Raw genomic sequence first — 25,296 nt, 5'->3', positions numbered from 1 at the left:
TAGATAAGAATGTCATTTTTAGTAGTTAGTCCGGGTAAAGACCCGGAAGCTTGGGTTGAAGCTTTAAAAAATCAACATCCGGGTTTAAATGTTTATGTATATCCCGAAGACCACGATAAGGAAGAGGTGGAATTTGCCTTAAGCTGGAACCATCCTCGCGGGATTTTTCAGAATTACCCGAACCTAAAAGTGGTTGCCTCAATGGGCGCCGGGGTAGACCATATTACCAGTGATGCTGAGCTTCCGGAAAACATAAAAATCACCAAAGTTGTAGACGATCGCCTGGCAGAAGACATGGGGACTTTTGTTCTTAGCCTGGTCCTGGCGCATCAAAGAAACCTCTTACATTATAGAGAGAGCCAGATAAACGAAAAATGGGATCCGGTTCCCTACACCAGAAATAACGAAGTTAAAGTTGGTATTTTAGGAATAGGTAACCTTGGACAAAGTGTAGCTAAATGTTTATTGAAAAACGGATTCCAGGTAATTGGTTTTTCAAAACACAAAAAGGAATTTGATGATGTAGAGAGTTTCGCGGGAGAAGATGAATTTGATGAATTTTTGGAGCAAACTAACATTTTGGTCAATATGCTTCCACTAACTCCTGAAACCGAAAGAATTTTAGACAAAGAGTTATTTGAAAAGTTACCTGAAGGCGCCTATGTTATTAACGTTGCCCGTGGCGAGCATTTAGTTGAACAGGATTTACTGGCTAAGGTAGACGACGGCCATCTTTCTGGTGCTGCTTTAGATGTCTTTTGGGAAGAACCAATAAGGGACGAACACCCATTTTGGAAACACCCTAAAATCAGGGTTACCCCACATGTTGCCAGTGTTACACATCCAAATTCTGTAGTTCCTCAAATTATTGAGAATTATGAAAGAATGCAAGACGAAGAAGAACTTAAAAACGTGGTTAAGCGTGATAGAGGTTATTAATTTAAAAATTTCAGCATATGAAAACCTTTAAAAATATTCTTGTAGCGGTAGATTTTAACGACGCTGTGGGAGAACTTATGTCTTATGCTGAAAGTATTGCTGAAAAATTCGGGGCAAAGATCTGGGTGGTCCACGTGGCCGCCCCGGATCCCGATTTTGTTGGTTATGACGCAGGCCCGCAGTACATAAGGGATATGCGCGCCGATGAACTAAAAGACGAACATAAGGAGTTGCAGCAAATCCGAGATATGTTTATCGATAAAAACATAGAATCTGATGCGCTTTTAATCCAGGGATCTACCGTTGAAACCGTACTTGAAGAAGCCAAAAAACTAAAAGCCGATATTTTAATTGTAGGCACTCATAAACACAGTTTTTTCTATAACCTTTTTGCTGAAAGTGTTTCGGTGGAATTATTTAAAAATGCCGAAATCCCGGTTCTTTCCATTCCTTTTGAAGAAGGAAAATAAGGTATTTTTCAAACCCAATTTTAATTTTTTACTCGATAATCGAGATTTAAATCCTCCGAGGCTTGCCCGAAGCATTCAGGCGGGACTGCCTCGAAATCAGAATATATTTTCCAATAATGCCTCTTGGGGCTTGCACCGAGGTAGTTTACTGAATAAAATTTCTTTAATTTTATTGCTCAAAAAGCAGTCATAATGATCAGTAAAGAAGAATTCACCAAACTACATTCAGAAATTTCCCCATACATTCATCACACACCGGTATTAACTTCAAATTTATTGAACAAAATAGCCGAAACTGAAATTTACTTTAAATGTGAGAATTTTCAGAAGATGGGTGCTTTTAAAATGCGTGGTGCCACCGCGGCAATTTTAGCTTTAAGCGATAAAGAACGATCGAAAGGAGTAGTAACGCATTCTTCGGGCAACTTTGCACAGGCGGTTTCCCTTTCGGCAAAAAGTCTGGGAATCCCAGCTTATATTGTGATGCCCTCTTCTGCCCCACAGGTTAAAAAAGAAGCGGTTAAAACCTATGGCGGTCAAATTACCGAATGTGAACCCAACTTACAAGCTCGCGAAGCAGCTGCCAAGAAAATACAAAAGCAAACCGGTGCTACTTTTTTACATCCATCGAATGACCTCAATGTTATCTACGGTCAGGGAACCGCGGCAAAAGAACTGTTGGAAGATTTCCCTGAACTGGATATGATAATCACCCCTGTAGGTGGTGGCGGACTTATAGCCGGAACAGCTCTTGCCGTAGATTTTTATGCTGAAAATTGCAAAACTATTGGTGCTGAACCTTTTGAAGTTGACGATGCCTATCGTTCTTTAAAAAGCGGAAAAATCGAATTCAATGAAACTACTAATACCATTGCAGACGGACTAAAAACAAACCTTGGCGATAAGAACTTCCCGATTATCAGGGATAAGGTCTCTGAAATTATTAGGGTAGAAGAAGATGAAATCATCGCGGCTATGAAACTCATCTGGGAACGAATGAAGATTGTGGTAGAACCTTCCAGCGCGGTAGCTTTTGCCGCGATTTTACGAGAAAAAGAGAAATTCCGCGGAAAAAAAGTAGGGCTTATCATTTCCGGTGGAAATGTGGATTTAAGCAATTTGCCTTTTTAAATATCACTGATTTTCGCCCTCCTGCGAGGTTTTTTTATACCTCGTAGGTATAATTTTTAATTGTCCAAAGACCTACAAGGTTTGGCAAACCTTGCAGGAAATTGAAACTATTTTAAAAATTAATCGTCATCCTGTCCCGAAGCTTCTGGATATTTTCTGAGCCTGTCCCGATTTTTATCGGGGATCTAAGTCCTGTAAAACACTCACCGTCACCAAAAGCTGTCCCACGTGTCGCTGACTATGTTCCGCGGTGTGAAAAAGCAAACCAATTACGGTTGAAGGCAATTCCTTTCTTCCCACCGGCCTAAATTCCGTCAGGATATTTTCAGGGGTATTTTTAAGAAAATAGATTGCCTCGTCTACTTTTTCCTGAAAATTCTGAACAAGGAATTCTGCTGAAATTCCATCATTCGGCTTCCCCTCATTTTTTAAATATTGAAACTGAGTTTCCGATAATTTTTCGGCTTTGGCGTAAGTCAGCATTCTATCTATCACGCCGGTTAAATGTTGTAAATGAAATCCGACTGAAGCTCTTCCTGCTGGTATTTTCCATAATAATTCTTCAGGAAAATCCTGCATATATTTTTCCACCTCTTCTCGTGATTGCAACAAAGCGTGTGCAGCGGGTTGCAGCAAGTCGGGAACTTCAGGAACTTTTCCCCTTAACCACACTTCAGGCTTATTTTTATTCATTTTTAAAAAATTAAATTTCAGAAAATCTTAAACCAAACTTACTTTAAAAGTCGCCAATTAGATAAAATAATGACCAAATTTTAAATCAGCTAATCCAATTAGAGCTTTTAAGCTTTTCATAGTATATTTAGCCTCGATAAAAAACCACACTATGTTTAAAAAAATACTCCCGGCCATCTTTTTAATATTGGCCGCTCCAAACCTGTTTTCACAAGAAAAAGAAGAAGAAAAGAAATGGGATGTAAGTGATCCATATTCAGACGACTGGAATATCAAAGAAGTATCATTGCAAACCGATGAAGGTACCTGGATAAACCTTGATGTTTCCCCAGATGGAAAAACCATCGTTTTTGACCTTTTGGGCGATATTTACAAAATGCCAATAAGCGGTGGGAAAGCTGAAATTCTTAGAACCGGAATGGCCTACGAGGTGCAGCCGCGTTTTAGCCCTGATGGCACCAAAATATCTTTCACCAGCGATGCCGGTGGCGGGGACAACATCTGGGTTATGGATGCCGATGGTGAAAATGCAAAGCAACTTACCAAAGAAGATTTTAGGTTATTGAACAACGCAGTTTGGACGCCAGATGGAAATGCTATTGTAGCGAGAAAGCACTTCACTTCCGGACGTTCTTTGGGTGCCGGCGAGATGTGGTTGTACCATATTGGCGGCGAAGGCGGCTTACAACTTACTGAACGTAAAAACGATCAGCAGGATGTAAATGAACCCAGCATTTCTCCGGATGGGCGCTACCTTTATTACAGCGAAGATATGTACCCCGGCGGGATGTTCCAGTACAATAAAGATCCTAATAAACAGATTTACGTAATAAAAAGATACGATTTTGAAACCGGTGAAAACACTACAATAACCGGCGGTCCCGGCGGCGCTGCCAGGCCACAGGTTTCCCCTGATGGGAAAAGACTCGCTTTTATAAAAAGGGTAAGGACAAAATCGGTTTTATACATTCACGACCTGGAAACCGGGGAAGAATGGCCGGTTTATGATAAATTGAGCAAAGACCAGCAGGAAGCCTGGGCAATTTTTGGAGTTTATCCCGGCTTTAGCTGGATGCCTTCAGGAGAAGAAATCGTATTCTGGAGCGAAGGAAAGATCAATAAGGTGAATATTGAAAATTATGATTCCGAAGTAATTCCGTTTGAGGTTGAAAACACCATAGAAATCGCGGAAACCCACCACAGTGAACACCAGGTATTTTCCGAAGAATTTAATCCGAAAGTGATTCGCCATGCGGTGACTTCGCCTAACGGTAAAACCCTTGTATTTAATGCGGTTGGTTATTTATGGAAAAAATCTTTACCGAATGGAAAACCTCAGCGAATTACAAACGGTAAAGATTTTGAATTTGAACCCGCTTTTTCCCCTGACGGAAAAGAGATTGTTTATGTGACCTGGAATGATACTGAAATGGGCGCTTTAATGAAAGTTGGATTGAATGGCAGAAATCCACAAAAACTAACTTCAGAAAAAGGAATTTACAGAAACCCTGCTTTCTCAAATGATAGCGAACAAATTGTTTTTGTAAAAGAAAAAGGAAATAGCGACCAGGGCCAAACTTTTAGTAAAGAACCGGGAATTTATACGATAAGCGCTTCCGGGGAAAATAAAAAGAAAATCCACGATTCGGGAGATTTCCCAATGTATAGCAAAGACGATTCAAGAATCTTCTTTCAAACCGGCGGTGCGCTTATGGGCAGCCTGGAAAAAAGCTTAAAAAGTATCGATCTAACCGGAAACGACGAGCGTACACATATCAACTCCAAACACGCCAACCGTTTGGTACCGAGCCCCGACAACAAATGGGTAGTTTTTAGCCATTTGCACCAGGCATATTTGGCGCCACTTACGCTAACAGGGCGACCTTTGGATTTGGATAACGAAACTAAAACTATTCCTGTAACGCAAATCACAAAGGACGCGGGAATGAACCTTCACTGGTCCAACAATAGTAAAAATGTACACTGGACTTTAGGGGACGAGTATTTCACCAATAAAGTTTCAGAGCGTTTTACTTTTCTGCAAAATTCACCAGACTCTATCCCTGATATTACTGAAGAGGGCACAAAAATAGGGCTTCAGCTAAAAACCGATGTTCCGGAAGGAAAAATCGCTTTTACCAACGCCAGAATTATTACGATGAATGGCGATAAAGTAATTGAAAACGGAAGTATTGTAATTGAAGAAAACAAAATTGTTTCTATAGGCGAAGCTTCCGAAGTAAAACTTCCGAACAATGCGAAAGTTTACGATGTAGAAGGCAAAACAATAATGCCTGGAATCGTAGATGCCCACGCTCATATTGGGGCTTTTAGATATGGCTTAACGCCGGAAAAACACTGGCCGCTATACGCAAATATGGCTTTCGGGGTAACAACGGTACACGACCCTTCGGCATTAAGTGAAAGCATTTTTAGTATGGCCGAAATGGTAAAAGCCGGTGAAATGGTTGGGCCAAGAATTTATTCTACCGGAATTATTCTTTACGGCGCAGAAGGCGATTTTAAAGCGGTAATCAATAACCTGGACGACGCAAGATCGGCATTAAGAAGAACTAAAGCTTTTGGAGCAACCTCGGTAAAAAGTTACAACCAGCCACGTCGTGAGCAACGCCAGCAAATTATGCAGGCAGCAAAGGAACTGGAAATGAATGTTGTTCCCGAAGGTGGCAGTACCTTTTTACACAATATGAATATGATTGTAGACGGGCACACCGGGATAGAACACAACATCCCAATTGCACCGGTTTATAAGGATGTAAAAACACTTTGGGGAAACAGCAACACCGGTTATACCCCCACTCTTATTGTAAATTATGGCGGAATTAACGGGGAATATTATTTCTATGACAAAGACAAGGTGTGGGAAAATGAGCGTTTACTGAATTTCACACCGCGACAAATCATAGATTCCCGTTCGCGCAGAAGGGAAACCCTGCCTGAGGAAGAATATAAAAACGGACCTATTTTAGTTTCAGAAACCGCTAAAGAACTTTCGGATCTTGGAGTTAAAGTTAACCTTGGCGCTCACGGACAGTTACAAGGGCTTGGTGCACACTGGGAACTTTGGTTACTGCAAATGGGTGGAATGACCAAAATGGAAGCTTTAAAGGCAGCAACAATAAACGGAGCTGAATATATAGGCATGGGTAGCGAAATTGGTTCGCTGGAAGAAGGAAAATTAGCCGATTTGATTGTTTTGGAGGAAAATCCGCTGGAAGATATTCGAAATTCAGAATCGGTAATTTACACTATGGTAAACGGTAGATTATATGATGCTGAAACGATGAACGAAATTGGAAATAATCCAGAAGAAAGAAGTGAATTCTATTGGGAAGACAATAAATACAACGTGGCTTTCCCATGGCATGAAAGCACCCAGAGTTTTACCGCTCCCGGATGCACCTGCCAGTAATTAGTGGATAGTCGTGGGTATGGATCTCGATGCTATAATTTGGTGGTATTGAGTAAGGGAGGATAGTACTTGCGTTTGAATATTGGGATTTGGCGCTTAGTGCTCAAGGTGGATTAAGAGGGCTTTGACAAAGTATTAAGAGCCCTGGTTCTAAACTTTTAGTTTTTGGCTACTAAAATGCTATATTTAAACCTGTTAAGGAAATAAAATATTTATGAGGAGAGTTAAATTCGGAAAGCTTTTTACCGGCAGAAAGATAGATGAGAGTATCATCCGTGAACACCTTGCGCTGGAGCGGACAAAGCTTGCAAATGAACGCACGCTACTCTCATACACCCAGGCGGCACTTTATTTTCTGCTGGGTGGTCTTGCCTTAATTCAATTAAAGGAATATGAGGAGATGCATTACATTGGCTACCTCGCATTGGTATTCTCCGTGCTTTTTGTTACCGTGGGCATCTGGCGGTTTATAGTTTTGAAGAATAAAATGAAGGATTTGCTGAAGGGAAAGGTGGAATCTTCTGCCGGGGAGGAGGAACAGGAGGATCCCTAGAATTTTTGAGATAATCAGAAAAACAAACATTACTCCTAATCTAAATTTTAATGGATCCAATGTTTTTTATTAATTAGTTTTAAGTCACAGTCCTGGAGTCCATAACAGAAAAAGATCTCTACAACTTCAAAATATAACAACTCCAATTGCAAACTTTCACCCATTATTTTCTTCATTTTATAGCTATTGGCGCTATCGCCTGGTTTTACGACAAAAAGAACTGGAAAAAGAACTGGCTCATTTTACTTGCCACCATGGCAGTAGATCTTGACCACGTCTTTGCCGAGCCATTATTTGACCCAATGCGCTGCGGAATCGGGTATCATCCTTTACACTCTCCATTAGCTATTCTCGCCTATTTTTTAGGATTGATTTTTACTAAAAACAAAATCCTGCGGCTGATTTTTATCGGTTTACTATTTCATATGCTTACCGATTTTATAGATTGTCTCTGGATGTTTTCTAAATGCGAAGAATGTTATACTTCTTCTGAAATTTATAAATGGTTTAATTGAAGTTTTCTGCTATGAAATTGTAACCATCTACAAGATTTACACATAAATCAGGATCTAATCATGTAGAAAACTGGTAAAAGGTAATCTTACTTAATTTTTTGATGCATTTTTACTTAAATTTTCTAGCACATCTTTCATAGTTTCCAGCTGCGGAATATTCTTATTGAGATTGAACCTTTCAGCTAAAAATGCCGGATCATTATAGGAAATCTTCACTATACCGGCCTCGTCCCGCCAAACCAAAAATTTAACCGGAAACTCTAAAGCTATCTTTGCATTTTCCTGCATAACTGGAGTACCTATTTTTGGATTTCCGAAGATGATAAGCCGCGTGGGGCGTAACCCCATACCTGCCTTTTCAGCATTTTCAAAATGATCTATCTCCGCGAAAATATTTAGGTTTGGATTTTCCTCAATTGCAGTTACTAATCGATCATAGGTGGTTTTAAAATCGAATTCGCTAATTTCTGAAATAATCCCCTGGTGTTTATTGAGTTTAAATTTTCCTGACTTTTTTACTTTACTCCCTGATGCTTTGGAAGCTATATTTTGAAGGCCTTTATTTATTTGAGAAAGATTTTTCGCTTCTTTTAGTTCATATCTTTTTTTAAGATAATTTATACTGTTGTAAGCTATTATATTCTGGCCGTCTTCATTAAAAATCAGCATTTTAAGCGGAAGATCAATACCAGCCAGCTGGTCACACTGCATTAATAAGGTGCCTTGTTTAGGATTTCCAAATATTAAAACGCTTGTTTCAGCAAGTTCTAAATTAGTTTTTTTGGCATTTTCAGAATGTTCAATTTTAGTAAAAATAGAAAGAGCCTGATTCTGCTTCAGCAGCGATTCTAATCTTGAAACAGTATTTTCAAAACTATATTGACTTTCACTTATCATAAGATGGTCGTTCTGCTTTTCCTGTGCGAAACCATTAAGAATTCCGCAGAAAAAAATAAAGACATAAAATTTTAACAGGGTGTTCATAATTATGAATTCTACCTTTAAGTTAATCAATTCTAAGGAGATAAAGAGTCAAAAGCTTTAGCTTTTCAAGATTTATGACTAATTTGACAGGGTGTAAAATTCAGGGTGATGTAATTCTTGTATCTTTACACCCTCGCTTTTTAAGCGGCCCTAACAACTATCTAATTTTAATGAATTTATGCACGTAGCGATTGCAGGAAATATAGGAGCAGGTAAAACCACGCTTACTAAATTATTGGCAAAACATTACAACTGGGAAGGACAGTATGAAGATGTACTGGAAAACCCCTATCTCGAAGATTTTTATAATAAAATGGAGCGTTGGTCTTTTAACCTCCAGATTTACTTTTTAAACAGCCGTTTTAGGCAGATTCTACAAATTCGCGAAAGCGGAAAAAATATTATACAGGACAGAACGATCTATGAAGATGCGCATATTTTTGCGCCGAACCTTCACGCAATGGGATTAATGACCAATCGTGATTTTAAAAATTACAGTTCACTTTTTGACCTTATGGAAAGCGTGGTGCAGGGCCCCGACCTTCTTATTTATTTGAGAAGCAGTATTCCAAACCTGGTTTCTCAAATACATAAGCGAGGCCGTGATTATGAAAACTCAATTTCTATTGATTATTTAAGTCGGTTAAATGAGCGCTATGAAGCCTGGGTACACAATTATAACAAAGGAAATTTGTTAATAATAGATGTAGATAATATTAACTTTGTAGATAACCCCGAAGATCTGGGAGATATTATAAATCGCATTGATGCTGAGATTCACGGTTTATTCTAAAATTTATTAAAGATGGAATCAACAAAACTCAAAAGGCCAAAACATAAGGGTTCTCCAAAGTTGTTTGATAATCCAATTTTAGAAATGCTTACGCGTACGCATATTTCCCTACCCTTAATTATTTTCGGATTAATAGCAGTGGTTTTAGTTTACTACGGAATTATTGAAAAAGGTTTTGAAGCCCCAATGATGGTTTATCTATTTGTGGCGGGACTTTTCTTTTTCACCTTTGTGGAATATATTATGCATCGCTATTTGTACCATATTCCGGCAACCAGCGAGCGTAAAAAGAAAATTTCTTACACCATGCATGGTGTACACCATGACTATCCGAAAGATAAATCGCGTTTAGCAATGCCACCGGTTTTAAGTTTAGTAATCGCAACTGTGCTTTTTATAATTTACCGGGCTGTTTTAGGCGATTATGTATTTGGATTCCTGGCCGGATTTTTAATAGGATATGCCGCCTACCTGGCGGTTCATTATTCGGTTCACGCTTTTAAAGTACCCAATAATTTCCTGAAGACGCTATGGCACCATCATAGCATTCACCACTACCGGGAATCCGATAGGGCTTTTGGGGTTTCGTCTCCATTATGGGATCATATTTTTAGAACAATGCCAAGAAAAGCTCCTGTCAGCAAGAGAACAGCTGTAGGACAGAGTATTGATGATTAGTAAATAATTGAGCCTATATCCTGAATCAATTCGGGATAACTTCTACTAAGCGTGTATTTATTTATATTCCTGAATCAAAACTTCTGTAGGAATGTGAAGGCTTTTATTTAACTTTCTTACCATTTCTAAAGTTAATTTTCGTTTTCTATTTAAAATTTCGCTTACCCGGCTTTTAAACCCAATAACTTCCGCCAAATCTTTTTGTTTCATCCCCATTTGCTCCATTCTAAATTTAATGGCTTCAATAGGGTCCGGCATTCCTATTGGAAAATTATCATTTTCATAATTGTCAATTAAAATGGCCAATATTTCAAGTTCATCACCTTCTTCAGTTCCTTTTCCAGCATCAAAGATCACCTCAAGTCTTTCAAGAGCATTTTGATAATCTTCTTCGTTTCTAATTGGCTTGATTTTCATATTAAATGTTATTTGCGTCTATTTTATCATATTCAGCGTGCGTCCCAACAAACCTTATCCAGCAGATTTGATATTCAAAATTGATTTTTACAATTAACCGATATCTATTTCCTTTAATATTAAACACAATTCTGTTATCCTGCAAAATACTTGCACTGGGATAATTTCTCTTTAAATTATTAATATTCCTCCATTCCGATCTATCCGTTTCTCTGTACCAGGATTTTAACTGCTGTTCACTATCGGCATGTTTAATCCAAAAATCTCGTAAAGTTCGTTTTGAAATAATTCTCACATTAAATCATTTATACAAAGATAAACAAAAATACCATTTTGGGAACTTTTACCGTGACTTGTATTTACACCTTAAATAAACCCTTGTTCTTTGGCGTGTTCCACAGCTTCTTGCGATGTTTCCACCATTAATACCGGGGTGCTTTCAAAATTATCTATAATACTTCGTACGCGGCTCATTTGCTTTTTATGCTTTACACTTCGTAGATAAATTGCGAGGATCCTATCGGGAAACTGGGCAGCGATTTCGGTATAAATAGAAGCATCGTGCTCGCCGCTATCACCAATAAGAATAAAATTCATATCAGGATAAGTTTTCAAGATATTAGCGATCTCTTTTTGCTTATGCGGCTTTTCAGGTTTTATACTGCCATCAAAAGGCGTCCTGAATTTACGTAGCAAAATAGGACCTTTTGGAAATGCGTTATGGTCTAAAAATAGTTTAAGGTATTCATATAAATTCCAGGGACTGTTGCTTAAATAAAAGATAGGGTTATTGGGTGTACCGTCCCTACCTATATGGAGTTTCTGGTAGAATTCAGCTGCTCCTTTTAGCGGAATCCTACTATAAGCATTCGTAAGAAGTGAGTTTTTTAACAATCGAAGTTTTAAAAAGGAGGTTACGCCGGTATGCAAAATAGTGTCGTCTATATCGCTAATTACGCCATATTCCGCGGTAGGATCAGGAATTAGAAAATCTCCTTTAAATGGGTCTTCCAGCAATTCCGTTTTTTTGCCCAGTGGTCCTTTGTAGTATAATTCGTATTCCAACCAACCTTCCTCATCGGCGTGTTCTGCCAAATTTCCCTCTATAATATCATCAAACAAAAAGAAACCTTCAGCACCGCTTTCTGTGGTTGCATGTACCTTTCCAGGAAGCCTTAGATCAATTTGCGCCTCCGGGATTTCAAAAGTGTCAAATTGCTTATAAGTGGTTTTTATGGTTTTAAAAATATTGGCACCTTTGGATATTTTTAGTGGTTCATTATCCAGCACACGTCCAAGTATATAAAGGTGGGAGTGAGTACCGTAACTTCGATAAGGCGTAATAAGAACCTGTTCTATAAATTTGTACCTACCGGCAAGTTTGCGTAATCTTTTCTTCATTGATTTCCACTTTGTGTCAAGTTAAAAATTCTACGTAAGCCCCGCCCTGCTTTTAAATAAACTTTAGGAAGATTCAAGGTTTTGCATTGCTTTTTCCATATCAATCCCATCATCCAGTACTTTTGTAAACAAATCGCCCTTTTTCTGAATTCTTTGCGGCATATTCTTTATCGTAAAATCCAAAATTTTTAGTCCCTTTTTAACTTCCTTCCATTCCAATGGAGCTGAAACAGGCGCCCCGGGTTTGGGCCTTGCACAGTAAGCGGAAGCCAAAGTTTGTCCCCTTCGGTTTTGCAGATAATCCAGGTAAATTTTATCCGTTCTTTTTTTCTTTGCCCTGTCCATACTGGTTATTTTTGGAACTTTATCAGCGATGTAATAACACAGCAATTTGGTGAAATCACGAGCCTCATTATAAGAGTAATTTGCGCCTAGCGGAATATAAATATGAAGTCCGCTGGAACCCGAAGTTTTGCAATAGCCTTTAATTTTCGCTAAATCCAAGACTTCTTTGGCAGCTTGTGCAACTTCAATAACCTCTTCAAAAGTGTTTTTATCTGAAGGATCTAAATCTATCACCGTATAATCAGGAAAATCAAGGTTTTCAACCCTGGAATTCCAGGGATTGATCTCTATACAACCCAGATTCGCCATATATAAAAGCGTAGCTTCATTCTGGCAAAGCATATATTCGATATCTTTTTCTGAAGATTCCGAATAAATTTCGGTGGTCGCCACCCAATCGGGTAAATTTCCTTCGTTGTCTTTTTGATAAAATCCTTGTTTGTTGATGTCATTGGGATGCCGGTGCAAATTCTGCGGACGGTCTTTTAAATAAGGCAACATCACTTCTGAAACCTGTATATAATAATCTATTAAATCATATTTTCTAAAACCGGAATCCGGCCAGTACATTTTGTCCAGGTTGGTGAACGGAACTTCAATGCCATCTATTTCCAGGCTTTCCCCCGACTTCTTTTTTGAAGATGCTTTTTTAGTATTCTTTTCTTTGGTAGCTTTATTTTCAGAAATTTCCTCGGTTGAAATTTCTACGGGTTCTTTATCTTCCCGTAAAGCTTTATAAACAGGATGTCGCAGTTTGCCGGCTTTCGTGATTTCTGAATATTTCACTTCAGCAATTAAATCGGGACGCATCCAAACCGGTTCCCTACCTTTTAAATTTATTTTTTCTGGAAAGGGAGATGTTTTTCGTTCCCTTCTTTTAAACTTTTTTAGTAATTCTTTTTGTTCTTCATTAGAAAAACCGGTACCACAATTTCCTATATATTTTAGGTCTTCCCCTTCATAAGCACCCATAATTAAAGAACCAAAAAGCGCTCCTTCCGAAGTGGTATATCCGCAAACAAGTACTTCCCGACTGTTTTCGTCTTTAATTTTCAACCATTTATCAGTTCGATAGCCGGGAGAATAAGTGCCATCGGCCTTTTTTGCGATTACGCCCTCCAGTCCCAGGTCTATTGCTTTATTATAGAACGCCGTTCCCATTCCTTCAATATGATCGCAGTATTGCACCAGTTCTAAATCTTCCAGAACTTCCGGAATCAAACTTTTGCGTTCTAAAAGTGGCAAATCCAGCATAGAGTGGCCATTTAGAAAAAGCATATCAAAAACATAGTAACGCAGTGCGCCCGGCGTATTCTCATCATAATTTTGCAAAGCCTGAAATTGAGGAATTCCTTCTTTATTTAAAACCACGATTTCGCCATCTAAAATTACGTCATTATCTATCTGTTCTAAGTCTTTAACCAGCTTTGAAAACTTGGAATTAAAGGAAATTCCGTTTCGGGAATAGAGATCAACTTTACCATCTTCAATATTAGCCAAAGCGCGATAACCATCCCATTTTAATTCGTAAATCCAATCGGGATCGTTAAAGATTTTCTTGCCGGAGGTTGCCAGCATCGGTTTTATAAATTCTGAAAGCTTTATTTTCCTGACCTTTCCTTCAGGTTTTTCACCTTCTTCATTTTTAGAAGGTTTTTCAGAAAAAACCTCGGCGTCATAATCTAAATCGGTAGAAAAATCGTCCTTCTTTTTTATAAGTAACCATTGATTATTTTTATCTCCCCGATTGGTTTTTACCAAAGCGAACTCCCCTTTAATTTTGCTTCCGGTAATTATGATTTTCAGGTTTCCATCTTCCCATTGTTCCGCAAGATTATCTTTGGTCTTCGCAGCAGCTTTAAAAGTTCCTTTATCCCAGATTTGCATTTCCCCGGCGCCGTAATTCCCTTTGGGGATTGTACCTTCAAAATGTAAATATTTAACGGGATGGTCTTCGGTTTCAATAGCAAGGCGCTTGTCTTTTGGATTCATCGACGGACCTTTGGGAACGGCCCAGCTCTTTAACACGCCTTCCATTTCCAGGCGTAAATCATAATGCAATCGCGTGGCCTGGTGACGCTGAATGACAAACCTACCCCGGTTTTCGGTAGAAAAATCGGCACCTGGTTCGGGGGTGTTATTAAAGTTTCGCTTTTTTTTATAATCTTCTAAACTCATCGCTTAGGATGCTTTAGACTTTTTCTTTTTATCGAGACTCGCCTTTAATTTTGCCATAAGATCTTTGGCCTGGGTAGGTTCTTCTTTATATTTCTGCGGTTTTAGTTTTTTGCCGGTACTTTTAGACTCAATGATCTTTATTAACTGGTCGTTATAAACATCCTTGAATTTATCTGGGTCAAACTCTGTCGTGTACTGCTCAATTAGTGAAATCGCCATATCAACCTCCTTTTTAGCAACTTTGGTTGTTGGAAGTTTGAGGTCTTTGACTTCTCTAATCTCATCGGCAAACCTAATTACGTGCAGCACCAAGGCTTTATCGTAAACTCCAACCAGACTTAGGTGTTCCTTTTGCCGCATCACAAAGGTAGCTACGCCCAGTTTCCCGGTTTTCTTCAAAGCATCACGAAGTAAATTATAAGATTTTCCGCCTTCCTTTTGCGGTTCCAGGAAGTAAGGTTTTTTGTAGAGAACCTCAGCCACATCATCTTCGGCAACAAACTCTTCAATATCTATGGTTTTGCTCTTTTTAAGGTTGGCATTTTCAAAATCCTCCTTTTCCAGTACAATGTAATCTTCATCTTTTTTATAGCCTTTCACGATGTCTTTCCATTCCACCTCTTTTCCGGTATTTTCATTTACGCGTTTATATCTAATTCTTGCGTTATCGTGCTTATCCAGCATATCAAGATCGAGTTTCCTGTCTTCAGATGCAGAATATAATTTTACCGGTATAGAAACCAGTCCGAAGCTTATAGAGCCATTCCAGATAGATCTCATTTTAATGGTTTCTAAGAGCCTTAATTAACTCATCCTTACTCATACCGCTACGCCCTTCAATCCCTATCTCCTGGGCTTTCTCATAGAGTTCTTCCTTGCTGCGTTCTTCATACTCATCGGCTTTTCCACCTTTTTCACCCGAGTTGGGGTCGTTTGCAATTCTCGCGGCTTTAGACTTACTCATCCCTTCCTCCCTAAGCTTTTCATACTGTTCATCATTCTTTATAGATGGTCCGTGATCTTTAGCCATAACATTCAATTTTTATTAATTACAAAGTTTCCACTTAAAATTAAAGTAATTACCGCGGAAGCTTAGTTGTAGCTATGTTAAAATTAAAATAGACTTCAGCTTAAAAATTTTAAGGAATAAACAACAAAGCTTTATCACTCATTTAACTTGTTTTGAATCACTTAGCTAATAAATTTATCACACATTTTTAACCATATAAATATTTGATCATGAAAAAATTAGAAGACCTATTCGAGCACCAGTTAAAAGATCTTTACAGCGCCGAAAGCCAACTTGTAAAAGCTTTACCTAAAATGGCTAAAGCGGCGAACGATAGCAAATTAAAGAAATCATTTGAAGACCATTTAGAAGAAACCAAAGAGCAAAAAAAGCGTTTGGAAGAAATTAGTAAAGAACTCGGTTTTAAACCTACCGGCGAAGAATGCAAAGCCATGAAAGGCCTTATTGAAGAAGCCGAAGCCTTTTTAAAGGAAGATGCTGAAGAAGAAGTAAGGGATGCAGGAATTATTGCAGATGCTCAACGTGTGGAGCATTATGAAATTTCAGGCTATGGAACTTTAGTACGATATGCCAAAGAATTAGGTCATAAGGCTATAGCAACCAAATTGCAGAAAACCCTGGATGAAGAATATAAAGCAGATGAAGGTCTGAATAAACTCGCTGAAAAAAGAATAAATAAAAAGGCTAAATAGGTCTATTTTTAAATTTATAAGAGGCTGTTTGAAAAATCTTGTTTTTCGTCAAGCTGAACTTGTTTTCAGCTTCTAACATGAAATAAATTATAATCATGTTAGATCCTGAAATAAATTCAGGATGACGATTTAGTAGGATTCTCAAACAGCCTCTTTTTATTTTTTTAAACTGAAGTATCAGGCTTTATCTTTTAAATCCTTCACTTGTTTTTCTACTTCGGCTTTTGTACCGGTAAAAGTTTTCTGCTGAACTTTGGTTTCTCCATTTTTAGTGGAGGTTATCCTCACTTTTGCGATGGTTTTATTTCCTTCAGAAACCATATTCACCTGAATTTCTTCTGAAACATCTCCAGCCACATCTACAGCATTTATATTTTGTTCCACTTCAATAGAAACTCCTTCGTTGGGAATATCTGTTTCGGTGTGGCCGCCTAAAATTGGCGCGATCACCAACCCAATTAAACAGGTTAATTTGATCAATATATTCATTGATGGTCCAGAAGTATCTTTAAAAGGATCACCTACTGTATCGCCGGTAACCGCTGCTTTATGCGCTTCAGAACCTTTATAAGTCATAACTCCGTTAATCATTACCCCGGCTTCAAAAGATTTTTTTGCGTTGTCCCAGGCGCCGCCGGCATTATTCTGAAAAATTGCCCACAGCACTCCACTTACCGTAACCCCGGCCATATAACCACCAAGCATTTCAGCAATCAATACATTCTCATAACCAAAAAGCATTGGGATTAGTGCTATTGCAATAGGAAAACCAATGGTTAAAACCCCGGGCAGTAACATTTCTTTTAAGGCCGCCTCTGTAGAAATCGCCACACATTTATCGTATTCCGGTTTTGCGGTTCCTTCCATAATCCCGGGAATATTTTTAAACTGTCTTCTTACTTCCTCAACCATTTTCATCGCTGCTTTACCAACAGATTTCATCGCCAGGGCTGAAAAAACCACCGGCACCATTCCGCCGATAAACAACATCGCTAAAACCGGCGCTTTAAAAATATTAATCCCGTCAATTCCCGTAAACGTTACATAAGCTGCGAAAAGTGCAAGTGAAGTCAGGGCTGCAGATGCAATTGCAAAACCTTTTCCGGTAGCCGCAGTAGTATTTCCTACGGAATCAAGTATATCTGTTCGTTCCCTAACCTCTGCAGGTAATTCGCTCATTTCGGCAATTCCGCCGGCATTATCGGCGATAGGTCCAAAAGCATCAATTGCCAGTTGCATAGCGGTAGTTGCCATCATTGCTGAAGCTGCCAGTGCAACGCCGTAAAATCCGGCGAATGCATAAGAAGCCCAAATAGCAAATGCAAATAATAAAACTGAAAGAAAAGTAGAGATCATTCCGGTAGCAAGTCCGGCGATAATGTTTGTTCCCGCGCCTGTACTCGAATTTTGAACAATAGAAAGTACCGGTTTTTTACCGAGTCCCGTATAATATTCGGTTACGGCAGAAATTACACCACCAACAACAATTCCTACCAAACAGGCGTAAAACACCCTAATAGAATCTATGGCAATAAATTCGAAACCTTCAGCGCCACCTACAAAAAAACCCATTGTTAGGGTTTCCTTTGGAAGCATCCAGGTAACCAGAAAATAACTGGCTACGGCTACCAAAACAATAGCTGTCCAGTTTCCAATATTCAAAGCTTTTTGCACTTCAGCCTCTTTAGCCGAATTGCTACTTATTTTAACTAAAAGCGTTCCGATAATGGAAATGATAATTCCTGCACCGGCAATGGCCATAGGGAGTAAAATAGGGCCAATTCCGCCAAAACCGGAATCAACGATATTCCCACCCATATCTTCAATAATATAATTTCCTAAAACCATTGCCGCAAGCACGGTAGCGACATAACTTCCGAAGAGATCGGCTCCCATTCCGGCCACATCGCCTACGTTATCTCCTACATTATCGGCTATAGTTGCCGGGTTACGTGGATCGTCTTCAGGAATCCCTGCTTCAACTTTTCCAACTAAATCGGCGCCAACATCTGCAGCTTTGGTATAAATTCCACCGCCAACCCGGGCGAATAAAGCTATGGATTCTGCACCCAGGGAAAATCCGGCAAGGGTTTCTAACACTATGGTCATTTGGGTTGTATTGGTCCATTCCCCGCCCATAAAATAATGAAAGAAAAAGATAAAAAACGCGGTTAGACCAAGCACGGCTAAACCGGCAACTCCCAGCCCCATCACGGTACCACCACCAAAAGAAACTTTTAAGGCCTGAGGCAAGCTGGTTCTGGCTGCCTGTGTGGTACGCACGTTGGTTTGGGTAGCGATCTTCATACCCATATTTCCTGCCAGGGCAGAGAAAAAAGCCCCAAAGATAAAGGCGACAATTATAAGATAATGGGTAGTTGGTACAACGTAAGCAACGGCTGCAAGTGCAATACTGGCACCAACCACAAAAAAGCTAAGTAATTTATATTCTGCATTTAAAAAGGCCAGTGCCCCTTCGTAGATGTGAGAAGCAATATCTTTCATTTTTCCGTCCCCGGCGTCCTGTTTCATCACCCAGAATCTTTTAACCCACATAAAAATGAGTCCTATAATAGCCAATATTGCAGGCATATAAATCATCATTGATTCCATATTAATTGTTAAGTTTTAGTTAATATGGCTAATGTAGTAAAATTGGTGATAATTAAAAAAGCAATAACTTTTTAAGGTTATTGCTTTTAATTTATCAATAATATGTAACATATATTATGGGAGAATCCCGAATCGCTCCTTATCTCCGTCATAATTCTCATAGCGATCTATACAATCCTGAATAATCGCTCTGGCTTCTTTAGCATCTCCCCATCCACCAACATCTACTTTTTTCTTTTCAAGATCTTTATAAACTTTAAAGAAATGTTCAATCTCTTTAACCATATGACCGTTTAATTCATTTAAATCATTCAACCTATTCCAAATAGGATCTGATACCGGCACACAAATAATTTTCTCATCAGGTCCTTTCTCATCGGCCATGTGGAAAACGCCAATAGGCTTCACTTCCATTACAACACCCGGGAAAGTTGGTTCACTTACCAAAACCAAAACATCCAGCGGATCGCTGTCTAGTGCAAGGGTATTCGGGATAAATCCGTAATCGGCTGGATACATCATCGAAGAAAAGATCATCCTGTCGTAACGGACTTTCTTTAATTCAAAATCGTATTCATATTTATTTCTACTCCCTTTTGGGATCTCTATTAATACATCAAAACTTTCTGACATTTTTCTTTCTTTTTTCTCATTTAAGGGCAGCAAATATAGTGAAAATCAATATTAAAATCAGTGCTTAGAAGTGAAAACCGAAGGAAGCAGTTATCGCAAAATTTCGGGATTCAGGAATTTCGGAATAATTCCCTCTAAAATGAGCTTCGAGACTTAAAAATTTAAGAATATTTCCTACTCCAAAACTGTATTCAAAATAAGGTTCCCGGTTCGGAGCCCGTAAAGGTATTCCGGAAGCGTTTAATGCTTTATTCTCTTCGGAAATCTCCCCCCAGACTCCACGAATTCCTACCAGCTCACGCAAATTTAATTCTCGTAAAAGCGGAATCCTGGCAAATAACCTGCCGTTGAAATTATGGTTGAAATGCGCTGCAACATAAGTATCGGTCACAAATTCATAGAAATTAAGCACCGGAAAAGAATTATACATCGCAAAATACGTTTGATTTCCCGGCACCACATTTAAAAGCCCCAGCGGAACTGCGCCAAAAGTTTTTCCTGCTTCCATACTGGCATTTGCCCTACCAAAACCACCTATTCTAAGAGGTTGATCGTAAAAAAACTGTAATCTCTTATAGTCGAAATCGCTATTTAAAATATTCTTTAAACCCAGGCTGTAATTAAAGAAAAAAGTAGGAAATTCCTCTTCATTCACCACATTTCTTTCTACACCAAAACCTGAAATTTCCCTCCCGGGAGTATAGGTGAAAGTGGAAGATATTTCGGTCTGCCTTATTTCTGAAGCCGTTTCATTTTGGGTTTCATCGGTATAATAATCTAAACTAAAAGCAGGAGAAGCTGAACTGATCTCGCGATAAGAAGTGCCAAAACGCACATTAAAATTATACCAGGGCTCAATTTCAAGATTAAAAGTACTTAAATCTATATTGCTTAATTTGTTATTATCTCCCACACTTACAAGGCCAGATGAGGCCAAACTACGCCCTAAAACGTCGATAGTATTAGAGGTTAAACTCGCGCCAAGTTGCTCTATATCCCGCCTTTTTCCGGCAGAAACTATTAAACGTGATCGCGCATCTACAAGCCATTTTCCCGAAATTCCGTATTTAAATTTATCATCTTTAAAGCCGTAGGCCAGATAGCCTTCAATTCTCCAGGGATCGTGTTGACCAAAATAAGTTCTTCCGCCCAGACGAGTCCTGAAACCTTCCACCTGATTATAATCGAACAACGAGTAAACCGGACCAAAATCCCAGCCATTAAATTCATTATACCCCGACTCTGCAATAGTGACAAGATCGTAAACCCTTTTAAAAGCCGGGACCTTAGTTAAACTATCCAACATTACATAAATACCTTCTTCTTCCCTATTTAATCTTTCCAACCTGTTTTCTTCCCAAAAAGCCTGATTGCGTTTATAAATTTCTTCGTTAAAATTATAAGGTCTTCTATCGTAAAAGCCTTCGTTCTTTTGTAAATTGAATTTATACCCATCAAAAATCCGGGTGCGTTTGGCGTAAACACCTTTAGTACTTTCTTTTTTATCCAAAGAAAAATTGGCCTGAAAATAATCTTTGGAGATTAAGAAAACCGAATCGTTAAGCACCTCAAATTCCTGTTCTATATAAAGTTCTCTTACCCAGTTAATATTGGCGTTACGAGAGGCTTCAAGATTGATTTTCTTTACCGCCCATGTGGTGTCGTTTACCCAAAAATCCCCCTGGAATGTGAGTTCGTTTTCCCGGCGGGGATAATAGATAATATTGTAACACCATTTTTGATCTACATAAGCGCTATCGCTTAAAACATAATTGTAGTTATTGATCCCGGTAGTGGAAAGCGGACTAACAAAACTCTTATCAAAAACCTTGATGTAGTTGTTATAAATGTTATACTCATCGTAAACATCTTTTATCGCAGCGATTAAATTCTGATTTTGTTCAAAACCGGAGTTCTTATTTCCTAAAAGGTCTTCTCGCTTTTCATTTTCTATATTATCTCCATAAAACTTAGAAACCGACTCATTGATAAAAACCGGTAAATACGTTTTTCCTGAAATCCTATTGGTATCCGTATAATCGAAAATAAATTCCATTCCATTAAAAACAGGGTTTTTCACCACAGAACTATCAATCCCATCCAGATCGAATTCCAATTTTTCGTATTTTCTATATTCATATTGTTTAAAAGCTGATACGCCATTGCTGCGTTTATTCTCCCAAATTTTTCTAAGAATCTCCAGCGCCGGGTTGTTCTTTTTTGAAGTTTTTCCCCTTAGAATTCGAACTTCTTCTAAATTAGAAGTTTCTTCATTTAAAACAATTTCCAGATCAAGGTTTGTTTTTTGCTGAAGTGGGATTATTTCAGTCTTATAACCCACAGAAGAAATCTTGAGTTCGGTATAGGTATTCTCACTTTGCAAATAGAACTTTCCGTCTTCACCGGAAGTTGTTCCTTCCGAAGAATTATTAAAAATCACATTTACAAAAGGAAGCAGCTGCCCGTTTTCGTCTTTTATCACGCCGCCGACTTTGGTTTGTGCTATTCCCATAACACAGATCAGTAGAAAAAAAACGGTAAAAAAGGCAGATTTGTTAATCATAAGACAAAAAAAAACTTCACCGAATAAGCATCCGATGAAGTTTCAAATTTATAGGTATTTCTGGTTTAGTCAATATACATAACCTGCTTAACCGCTTTAATTACATCGTCGCTGTTTGGCAACCATTCTTTAAGCAATACAGGAGAATACGGTGCCGGAGTATCGGCAGTGTTTATTTTCACGATTGGCGCATCTAAATAATCGAAAGCTTTAGACTGTACCTGGTAAGTGATTTCAGTAGCAATATTTCCAAAAGGCCAGGCTTCTTCCAAAATCACTAAACGGTTGGTTTTCTTAACCGACTCCAAAATGGTTTCGTGATCCATTGGGCGAATAGTTCTAAGATCTATGATCTCACAGGAAATATCGTCTTCAGCTAATTTATCAGCTGCCTTGTAGGCTTCTTTGATAATTTTTCCGAAAGAAACAATAGTTACATCACTACCTTCTCTTTTAATATCGGCTTTTCCAATCTCGATGACGTACTCATCTTCCGGTACTTCGCCTTTATCACCATACATTTGCTCGCTTTCCATAAAGATTACAGGATCATCATCACGAATCGCAGCTTTAAGCAAACCTTTAGCATCATATGGGTTAGATGGAACAATAACTTTTAAGCCGGGGCAGTTGGCAAACCAGCTTTCAAAAGCCTGGGAATGCGTTGCACCCAATTGTCCTGCAGAAGCAGTTGGCCCTCTAAACACGATAGGAATATTGAACTGCCCACCACTCATTTGGCGCATTTTCGCCGCGTTGTTTATTATCTGGTCAATTCCAACTAAAGAGAAGTTAAAGGTCATAAATTCAATGATTGGCCTGTTGCCATTCATCGCTGAACCCACACCAATTCCTGAAAATCCAAGCTCAGCAATTGGGGTATCTATTACACGATCTGGGCCAAATTCGTCCAACATACCTTTAGAGGCTTTATAAGCACCATTATATTCTGCTACTTCCTCGCCCATTAAATAAATAGACTCGTCCTTTCGCATCTCTTCGCTCATCGCTTGCTGAACGGCTTCCCTAAATTGAATTGTCTTCATTATATGCTATACTATTTATATATCTTGAAAGCACAAAAATAGTAATTCAATGAAGTTTTCCCCACTATTAATCCACAAAAATTTAAAAGCCCTGCATATCGACAACAGAGCCCACTTTTACTATTAGTAAAAAAGTAATTTTTACGATGATTTCTGTTTTTTAATTATGTTATTTATGATTTATTTAGGAATTCAATAAAATTTAAAGAATTAAAAAACATAAATTTTATTATGCATGCATAGCATTTTCTGAATTAAATTATGTAACTTCGTAAACGAAATCGATATAAATTTAAAAAACTCGCTATAATGAAAATATTAGTATGTATTAGTCACGTTCCTGATACTACCTCAAAAATCAATTTCACCGACGGCGATTCGAAATTTGATACCAACGGAGTGAATTTTGTAATTAACCCGAATGATGAATTTGGACTTACCCGCGCTATGTGGTTTAAAGAAAAACAAGGCGCAAGTGTAGATGTAGTTAATGTAGGTAGTGCTCAAACCGAACCGACTTTAAGAAAAGCTCTGGCTATTGGAGCCGATAACGCAATAAGAGTTGATACTCCTGCTACCGATGGTTTCCAGGTAGCCAAACAACTTGCAAAAGTTGCCAAAGAAGGCGAATACGATCTTATTATCGCCGGCCGTGAATCTATAGATTACAACGGCGGAATGGTGCCGGGAATGCTTGCAGCAATTCTGGATGCTAATTTTGTGAATAATTGTATTAGTTTAGAAATTGAAGGCGATAAAGCTACGGCTATTCGTGAAATAGACGGCGGTAAGGAAACTTTAACTGCTTCCCTTCCACTTGTAATTGGTGGCCAAAAAGGTTTGGTTGAAGAAAGCGACCTTAAGATCCCAAATATGCGTGGAATTATGCAAGCGCGTAAAAAACCTCTCAATGTAGTTGCTGCCGAAGAAGTTTCAACTCAAACGGAAGCTGTGAAATTTGAAAAACCGGCTCCAAAAGGAGATGTAAAACTCGTTGACCCAGAAAATCTTGATGAATTGATAGATTTACTTCATAACGAAGCAAAAGCGATATAAAAAAAGAAGACCTCACAGGTTTTCAAACCTGTGAGGTTTGGAATAAAATTAAAAATAGATTTCCGTTCCCAATGGTTATCGGGACGCGGAAATGACTAAAAAATTAATAGATTTCCGTCTACACGGAAATGACAAAAAAATATAGATATGTCAGTTTTAGTATATACAGAAACCGAAGACGGCAAGTTTAAAAAAGCTGCTTTTGAAGTTGCTTCTTATGCAAAAGAAGTAGCCGGTGGCGATGAAGTAGTTGCAGTTAGTTTTAACGCTGCCGATACTTCTGAACTTGGACAATATGGTGTTAGCAAAGTGCTTAACATCCAGAATGATAAATTAAGCAAATTCAATGCTGAAGCTTACGCCGATGCCTTGAAACAAGCTGCAGAAAAAGAAGGAAGTAAAATAGTTGTGGTAAGCCAGAGTGCAAATAGCAAATATTTAGCTCCGCTTTTAGCCGTTCATTTAAATGCCGGTTACGCTTCAAACGTAATGGCTGCTCCTGAAAGTACAGATCCTTTTACGGTTAAACGAAGCGCTTTTACCAATAAAGCATTCAATTTCACCAAAATTACTACCGATGTGAAAATCGTGGGATTGTCTCAAAATGCTTTCGGTTTAAGGGAAAACCAGGGTGACGCTATCGTTGAAGACTTTTCACCTGAATTAAAAGACGGTGATTTTTCAGTAAATGTAGAATCGGTAGATAAGGCCAAGGACAAAGTAACAATCGCTGATGCAGAAATCGTAGTTTCCGGTGGTCGCGGACTTAAAGGTCCCGAAAACTGGGGAATGATCGAAGAAATGGCCGATATACTTGGTGCTGCAACCGCATGTTCCAAACCCGTGAGTGATATGGGCTGGAGGCCGCATAGCGAACACGTTGGGCAAACAGGGAAGCCTGTAGCTTCTAACCTTTACATCGCTGTGGGAATTTCAGGAGCTATTCAGCACTTAGCGGGAATTAATGCTGCCAAGACCAAAGTAGTGATCAACAACGATCCGGAAGCACCTTTCTTTAAGGCTGCAGACTACGGTGTGGTTGGTGATGCTTTTGAGATCGTACCTAAGCTAAACGAGAAACTTAAGGAATTTAAAGCGAAAAACGCATAATTTTTATAACTTGCACCCCTTAA

23 protein-coding genes are annotated in these 25,296 nt (G+C 38.7%); 11 read left to right on the top strand and 12 right to left on the bottom strand.

Going from position 1 to position 25,296, the window contains the following annotated elements; all coding sequences use genetic code 11:
• Positions 1–9 precede the first annotated feature (9 nt).
• From LB467_RS01325 to LB467_RS01315, 3 genes are all read left to right on the top strand, one after another.
• Complete coding sequence (locus LB467_RS01325) at positions 10–939, top strand: 2-hydroxyacid dehydrogenase (protein ID WP_224472235.1); 930 nt, start codon at positions 10–12, stop codon at positions 937–939.
• A 17-nt stretch (positions 940–956) separates the two neighbouring features.
• Complete coding sequence (locus LB467_RS01320; RefSeq protein WP_224472234.1) at positions 957–1,409, top strand: universal stress protein; 453 nt, start codon at positions 957–959, stop codon at positions 1,407–1,409.
• Between the two features lie 192 nt (positions 1,410–1,601).
• Positions 1,602–2,540: a pyridoxal-phosphate dependent enzyme gene (locus tag LB467_RS01315; RefSeq protein ID WP_224472233.1), complete on the top strand. Its 939-nt coding sequence runs from the start codon at positions 1,602–1,604 to the stop codon at positions 2,538–2,540.
• Positions 2,541–2,714: 174 nt separating this feature from the next.
• Here LB467_RS01315 and LB467_RS01310 read toward each other — a convergent pair whose 3' ends face one another.
• Positions 2,715–3,233, bottom strand: a complete 519-nt coding sequence (locus LB467_RS01310) for a DinB family protein (RefSeq protein WP_224472232.1) — start codon at positions 3,231–3,233, stop codon at positions 2,715–2,717.
• 151 nt (positions 3,234–3,384) lie between these two features.
• On the opposite strand from LB467_RS01310, the gene LB467_RS01305 reads away from it, so the two are divergent.
• The 3 genes from LB467_RS01305 to LB467_RS01295 all read left to right on the top strand — a co-directional run bounded on the left by LB467_RS01305 (position 3,385) and on the right by LB467_RS01295 (position 7,734).
• Complete coding sequence (locus LB467_RS01305) at positions 3,385–6,666, top strand: amidohydrolase family protein (RefSeq protein WP_224472231.1); 3,282 nt, start codon at positions 3,385–3,387, stop codon at positions 6,664–6,666.
• A gap of 214 nt (positions 6,667–6,880) precedes the next feature.
• A complete protein-coding gene (locus tag LB467_RS01300; protein ID WP_224472230.1) occupies positions 6,881–7,219 on the top strand; it encodes a DUF202 domain-containing protein in 339 nt (112 codons plus the stop codon).
• Between the two features lie 146 nt (positions 7,220–7,365).
• Complete coding sequence (locus LB467_RS01295) at positions 7,366–7,734, top strand: DUF6122 family protein (protein ID WP_224472229.1); 369 nt, start codon at positions 7,366–7,368, stop codon at positions 7,732–7,734.
• A 90-nt stretch (positions 7,735–7,824) separates the two neighbouring features.
• Here LB467_RS01295 and LB467_RS01290 read toward each other — a convergent pair whose 3' ends face one another.
• Entirely contained in the window at positions 7,825–8,718 is an 894-nt protein-coding gene (locus LB467_RS01290; protein ID WP_224472228.1) for a DUF302 domain-containing protein, read from the bottom strand.
• A 178-nt stretch (positions 8,719–8,896) separates the two neighbouring features.
• Here LB467_RS01290 and LB467_RS01285 point away from each other — a divergent pair, with 178 nt between their 5' ends.
• Together LB467_RS01285 and LB467_RS01280 are read left to right on the top strand one after the other, a co-directional pair.
• Positions 8,897–9,511 carry a deoxynucleoside kinase gene (locus LB467_RS01285; protein WP_224472227.1) on the top strand — a complete coding sequence of 205 codons (615 nt, stop codon included), beginning with the start codon at positions 8,897–8,899 and terminating at the stop codon, positions 9,509–9,511.
• Positions 9,512–9,523: 12 nt separating this feature from the next.
• The gene (locus LB467_RS01280) at positions 9,524–10,189 is read left to right on the top strand and encodes a sterol desaturase family protein (protein ID WP_224472226.1); all 666 of its coding nucleotides are present in this window, start codon (positions 9,524–9,526) and stop codon (positions 10,187–10,189) included.
• 57 nt (positions 10,190–10,246) lie between these two features.
• Here LB467_RS01280 and LB467_RS01275 read toward each other — a convergent pair whose 3' ends face one another.
• From LB467_RS01275 to LB467_RS01250, 6 genes are all read right to left on the bottom strand, one after another.
• The gene (locus tag LB467_RS01275) at positions 10,247–10,606 is read right to left on the bottom strand and encodes a helix-turn-helix domain-containing protein (RefSeq protein ID WP_224472225.1); all 360 of its coding nucleotides are present in this window, start codon (positions 10,604–10,606) and stop codon (positions 10,247–10,249) included.
• Between the two features lies 1 nt (position 10,607).
• Complete coding sequence (locus tag LB467_RS01270; protein WP_224472224.1) at positions 10,608–10,901, bottom strand: type II toxin-antitoxin system HigB family toxin; 294 nt, start codon at positions 10,899–10,901, stop codon at positions 10,608–10,610.
• 71 nt (positions 10,902–10,972) lie between these two features.
• Entirely contained in the window at positions 10,973–12,007 is a 1,035-nt protein-coding gene (locus LB467_RS01265; protein WP_224472223.1) for an App1 family protein, read from the bottom strand.
• Positions 12,008–12,070: 63 nt separating this feature from the next.
• Positions 12,071–14,530 (bottom strand): DNA ligase D, encoded by a 2,460-nt coding sequence (ligD, locus tag LB467_RS01260; protein WP_224472222.1) that lies wholly within the window; start codon positions 14,528–14,530, stop codon positions 12,071–12,073.
• 3 nt (positions 14,531–14,533) lie between these two features.
• A complete protein-coding gene (gene ku / locus LB467_RS01255; protein WP_224472221.1) occupies positions 14,534–15,310 on the bottom strand; it encodes a non-homologous end joining protein Ku in 777 nt (258 codons plus the stop codon).
• Position 15,311: 1 nt separating this feature from the next.
• Positions 15,312–15,560, bottom strand: a complete 249-nt coding sequence (locus LB467_RS01250; RefSeq protein ID WP_224472220.1) for a DUF7218 family protein — start codon at positions 15,558–15,560, stop codon at positions 15,312–15,314.
• Positions 15,561–15,769: 209 nt separating this feature from the next.
• On the opposite strand from LB467_RS01250, the gene LB467_RS01245 reads away from it, so the two are divergent.
• Positions 15,770–16,252 carry a YciE/YciF ferroxidase family protein gene (locus tag LB467_RS01245; protein ID WP_224472219.1) on the top strand — a complete coding sequence of 161 codons (483 nt, stop codon included), beginning with the start codon at positions 15,770–15,772 and terminating at the stop codon, positions 16,250–16,252.
• A gap of 177 nt (positions 16,253–16,429) precedes the next feature.
• On the opposite strand, the gene LB467_RS01240 is transcribed toward LB467_RS01245, so the two are convergent.
• The 4 genes from LB467_RS01240 to LB467_RS01225 form a co-directional block, all read right to left on the bottom strand.
• Positions 16,430–18,865, bottom strand: coding sequence for a sodium-translocating pyrophosphatase (locus LB467_RS01240; RefSeq protein WP_224472218.1), 2,436 nt, complete (start codon positions 18,863–18,865; stop codon positions 16,430–16,432).
• A 114-nt stretch (positions 18,866–18,979) separates the two neighbouring features.
• Positions 18,980–19,498: an inorganic diphosphatase gene (locus LB467_RS01235; protein ID WP_224472217.1), complete on the bottom strand. Its 519-nt coding sequence runs from the start codon at positions 19,496–19,498 to the stop codon at positions 18,980–18,982.
• Positions 19,499–19,562: 64 nt separating this feature from the next.
• Positions 19,563–22,010 (bottom strand): DUF5686 and carboxypeptidase-like regulatory domain-containing protein, encoded by a 2,448-nt coding sequence (locus LB467_RS01230; RefSeq protein WP_224472216.1) that lies wholly within the window; start codon positions 22,008–22,010, stop codon positions 19,563–19,565.
• A 116-nt stretch (positions 22,011–22,126) separates the two neighbouring features.
• The gene (locus tag LB467_RS01225) at positions 22,127–23,107 is read right to left on the bottom strand and encodes a pyruvate dehydrogenase complex E1 component subunit beta (RefSeq protein WP_224472215.1); all 981 of its coding nucleotides are present in this window, start codon (positions 23,105–23,107) and stop codon (positions 22,127–22,129) included.
• Between the two features lie 309 nt (positions 23,108–23,416).
• Here LB467_RS01225 and LB467_RS01220 point away from each other — a divergent pair, with 309 nt between their 5' ends.
• Positions 23,417–24,163 carry an electron transfer flavoprotein subunit beta/FixA family protein gene (locus tag LB467_RS01220; protein WP_224472214.1) on the top strand — a complete coding sequence of 249 codons (747 nt, stop codon included), beginning with the start codon at positions 23,417–23,419 and terminating at the stop codon, positions 24,161–24,163.
• Between the two features lie 147 nt (positions 24,164–24,310).
• Complete coding sequence (locus LB467_RS01215) at positions 24,311–25,273, top strand: electron transfer flavoprotein subunit alpha/FixB family protein (protein ID WP_224472213.1); 963 nt, start codon at positions 24,311–24,313, stop codon at positions 25,271–25,273.
• The last annotated feature ends 23 nt before the right edge of the window (positions 25,274–25,296 follow it).

Source organism: Salegentibacter tibetensis, assembly GCF_020164485.1.
In the GTDB taxonomy this organism is placed as follows: Bacteria; Bacteroidota; Bacteroidia; order Flavobacteriales; family Flavobacteriaceae; genus Salegentibacter; species Salegentibacter tibetensis.
Note: the sequence above shows the minus strand (reverse complement) of the source record. Positions and strands in the feature narration are given on the sequence as shown.

Bases quoted from the DNA above. Each gene is read 5' to 3' on its own strand.
- LB467_RS01290 (WP_224472228.1), bottom strand. From the start codon at position 8,718: ATGAACACCCTGTTAAAATTTTATGTCTTTATTTTTTTCTGCGGAATT.
- LB467_RS01225 (WP_224472215.1), bottom strand. From the start codon at position 23,107: ATGAAGACAATTCAATTTAGGGAAGCCGTTCAGCAAGCGATGAGCGAA.
- LB467_RS01315 (WP_224472233.1), top strand. From the start codon at position 1,602: ATGATCAGTAAAGAAGAATTCACCAAACTACATTCAGAAATTTCCCCA.
- LB467_RS01300 (WP_224472230.1), top strand. From the start codon at position 6,881: ATGAGGAGAGTTAAATTCGGAAAGCTTTTTACCGGCAGAAAGATAGAT.
- LB467_RS01220 (WP_224472214.1), top strand. From the start codon at position 23,417: ATGAAAATATTAGTATGTATTAGTCACGTTCCTGATACTACCTCAAAA.
- LB467_RS01320 (WP_224472234.1), top strand. From the start codon at position 957: ATGAAAACCTTTAAAAATATTCTTGTAGCGGTAGATTTTAACGACGCT.
- ligD (WP_224472222.1), bottom strand. From the start codon at position 14,530: ATGAGTTTAGAAGATTATAAAAAAAAGCGAAACTTTAATAACACCCCC.
- LB467_RS01250 (WP_224472220.1), bottom strand. From the start codon at position 15,560: ATGGCTAAAGATCACGGACCATCTATAAAGAATGATGAACAGTATGAA.
- LB467_RS01215 (WP_224472213.1), top strand. From the start codon at position 24,311: ATGTCAGTTTTAGTATATACAGAAACCGAAGACGGCAAGTTTAAAAAA.
- LB467_RS01265 (WP_224472223.1), bottom strand. From the start codon at position 12,007: ATGAAGAAAAGATTACGCAAACTTGCCGGTAGGTACAAATTTATAGAA.
- LB467_RS01275 (WP_224472225.1), bottom strand. From the start codon at position 10,606: ATGAAAATCAAGCCAATTAGAAACGAAGAAGATTATCAAAATGCTCTT.
- LB467_RS01230 (WP_224472216.1), bottom strand. From the start codon at position 22,010: ATGGGAATAGCACAAACCAAAGTCGGCGGCGTGATAAAAGACGAAAAC.
- LB467_RS01325 (WP_224472235.1), top strand. From the start codon at position 10: ATGTCATTTTTAGTAGTTAGTCCGGGTAAAGACCCGGAAGCTTGGGTT.
- LB467_RS01240 (WP_224472218.1), bottom strand. From the start codon at position 18,865: ATGGAATCAATGATGATTTATATGCCTGCAATATTGGCTATTATAGGA.
- LB467_RS01235 (WP_224472217.1), bottom strand. From the start codon at position 19,498: ATGTCAGAAAGTTTTGATGTATTAATAGAGATCCCAAAAGGGAGTAGA.
- LB467_RS01245 (WP_224472219.1), top strand. From the start codon at position 15,770: ATGAAAAAATTAGAAGACCTATTCGAGCACCAGTTAAAAGATCTTTAC.
- LB467_RS01310 (WP_224472232.1), bottom strand. From the start codon at position 3,233: ATGAATAAAAATAAGCCTGAAGTGTGGTTAAGGGGAAAAGTTCCTGAA.
- LB467_RS01305 (WP_224472231.1), top strand. From the start codon at position 3,385: ATGTTTAAAAAAATACTCCCGGCCATCTTTTTAATATTGGCCGCTCCA.
- ku (WP_224472221.1), bottom strand. From the start codon at position 15,310: ATGAGATCTATCTGGAATGGCTCTATAAGCTTCGGACTGGTTTCTATA.
- LB467_RS01285 (WP_224472227.1), top strand. From the start codon at position 8,897: ATGCACGTAGCGATTGCAGGAAATATAGGAGCAGGTAAAACCACGCTT.
- LB467_RS01280 (WP_224472226.1), top strand. From the start codon at position 9,524: ATGGAATCAACAAAACTCAAAAGGCCAAAACATAAGGGTTCTCCAAAG.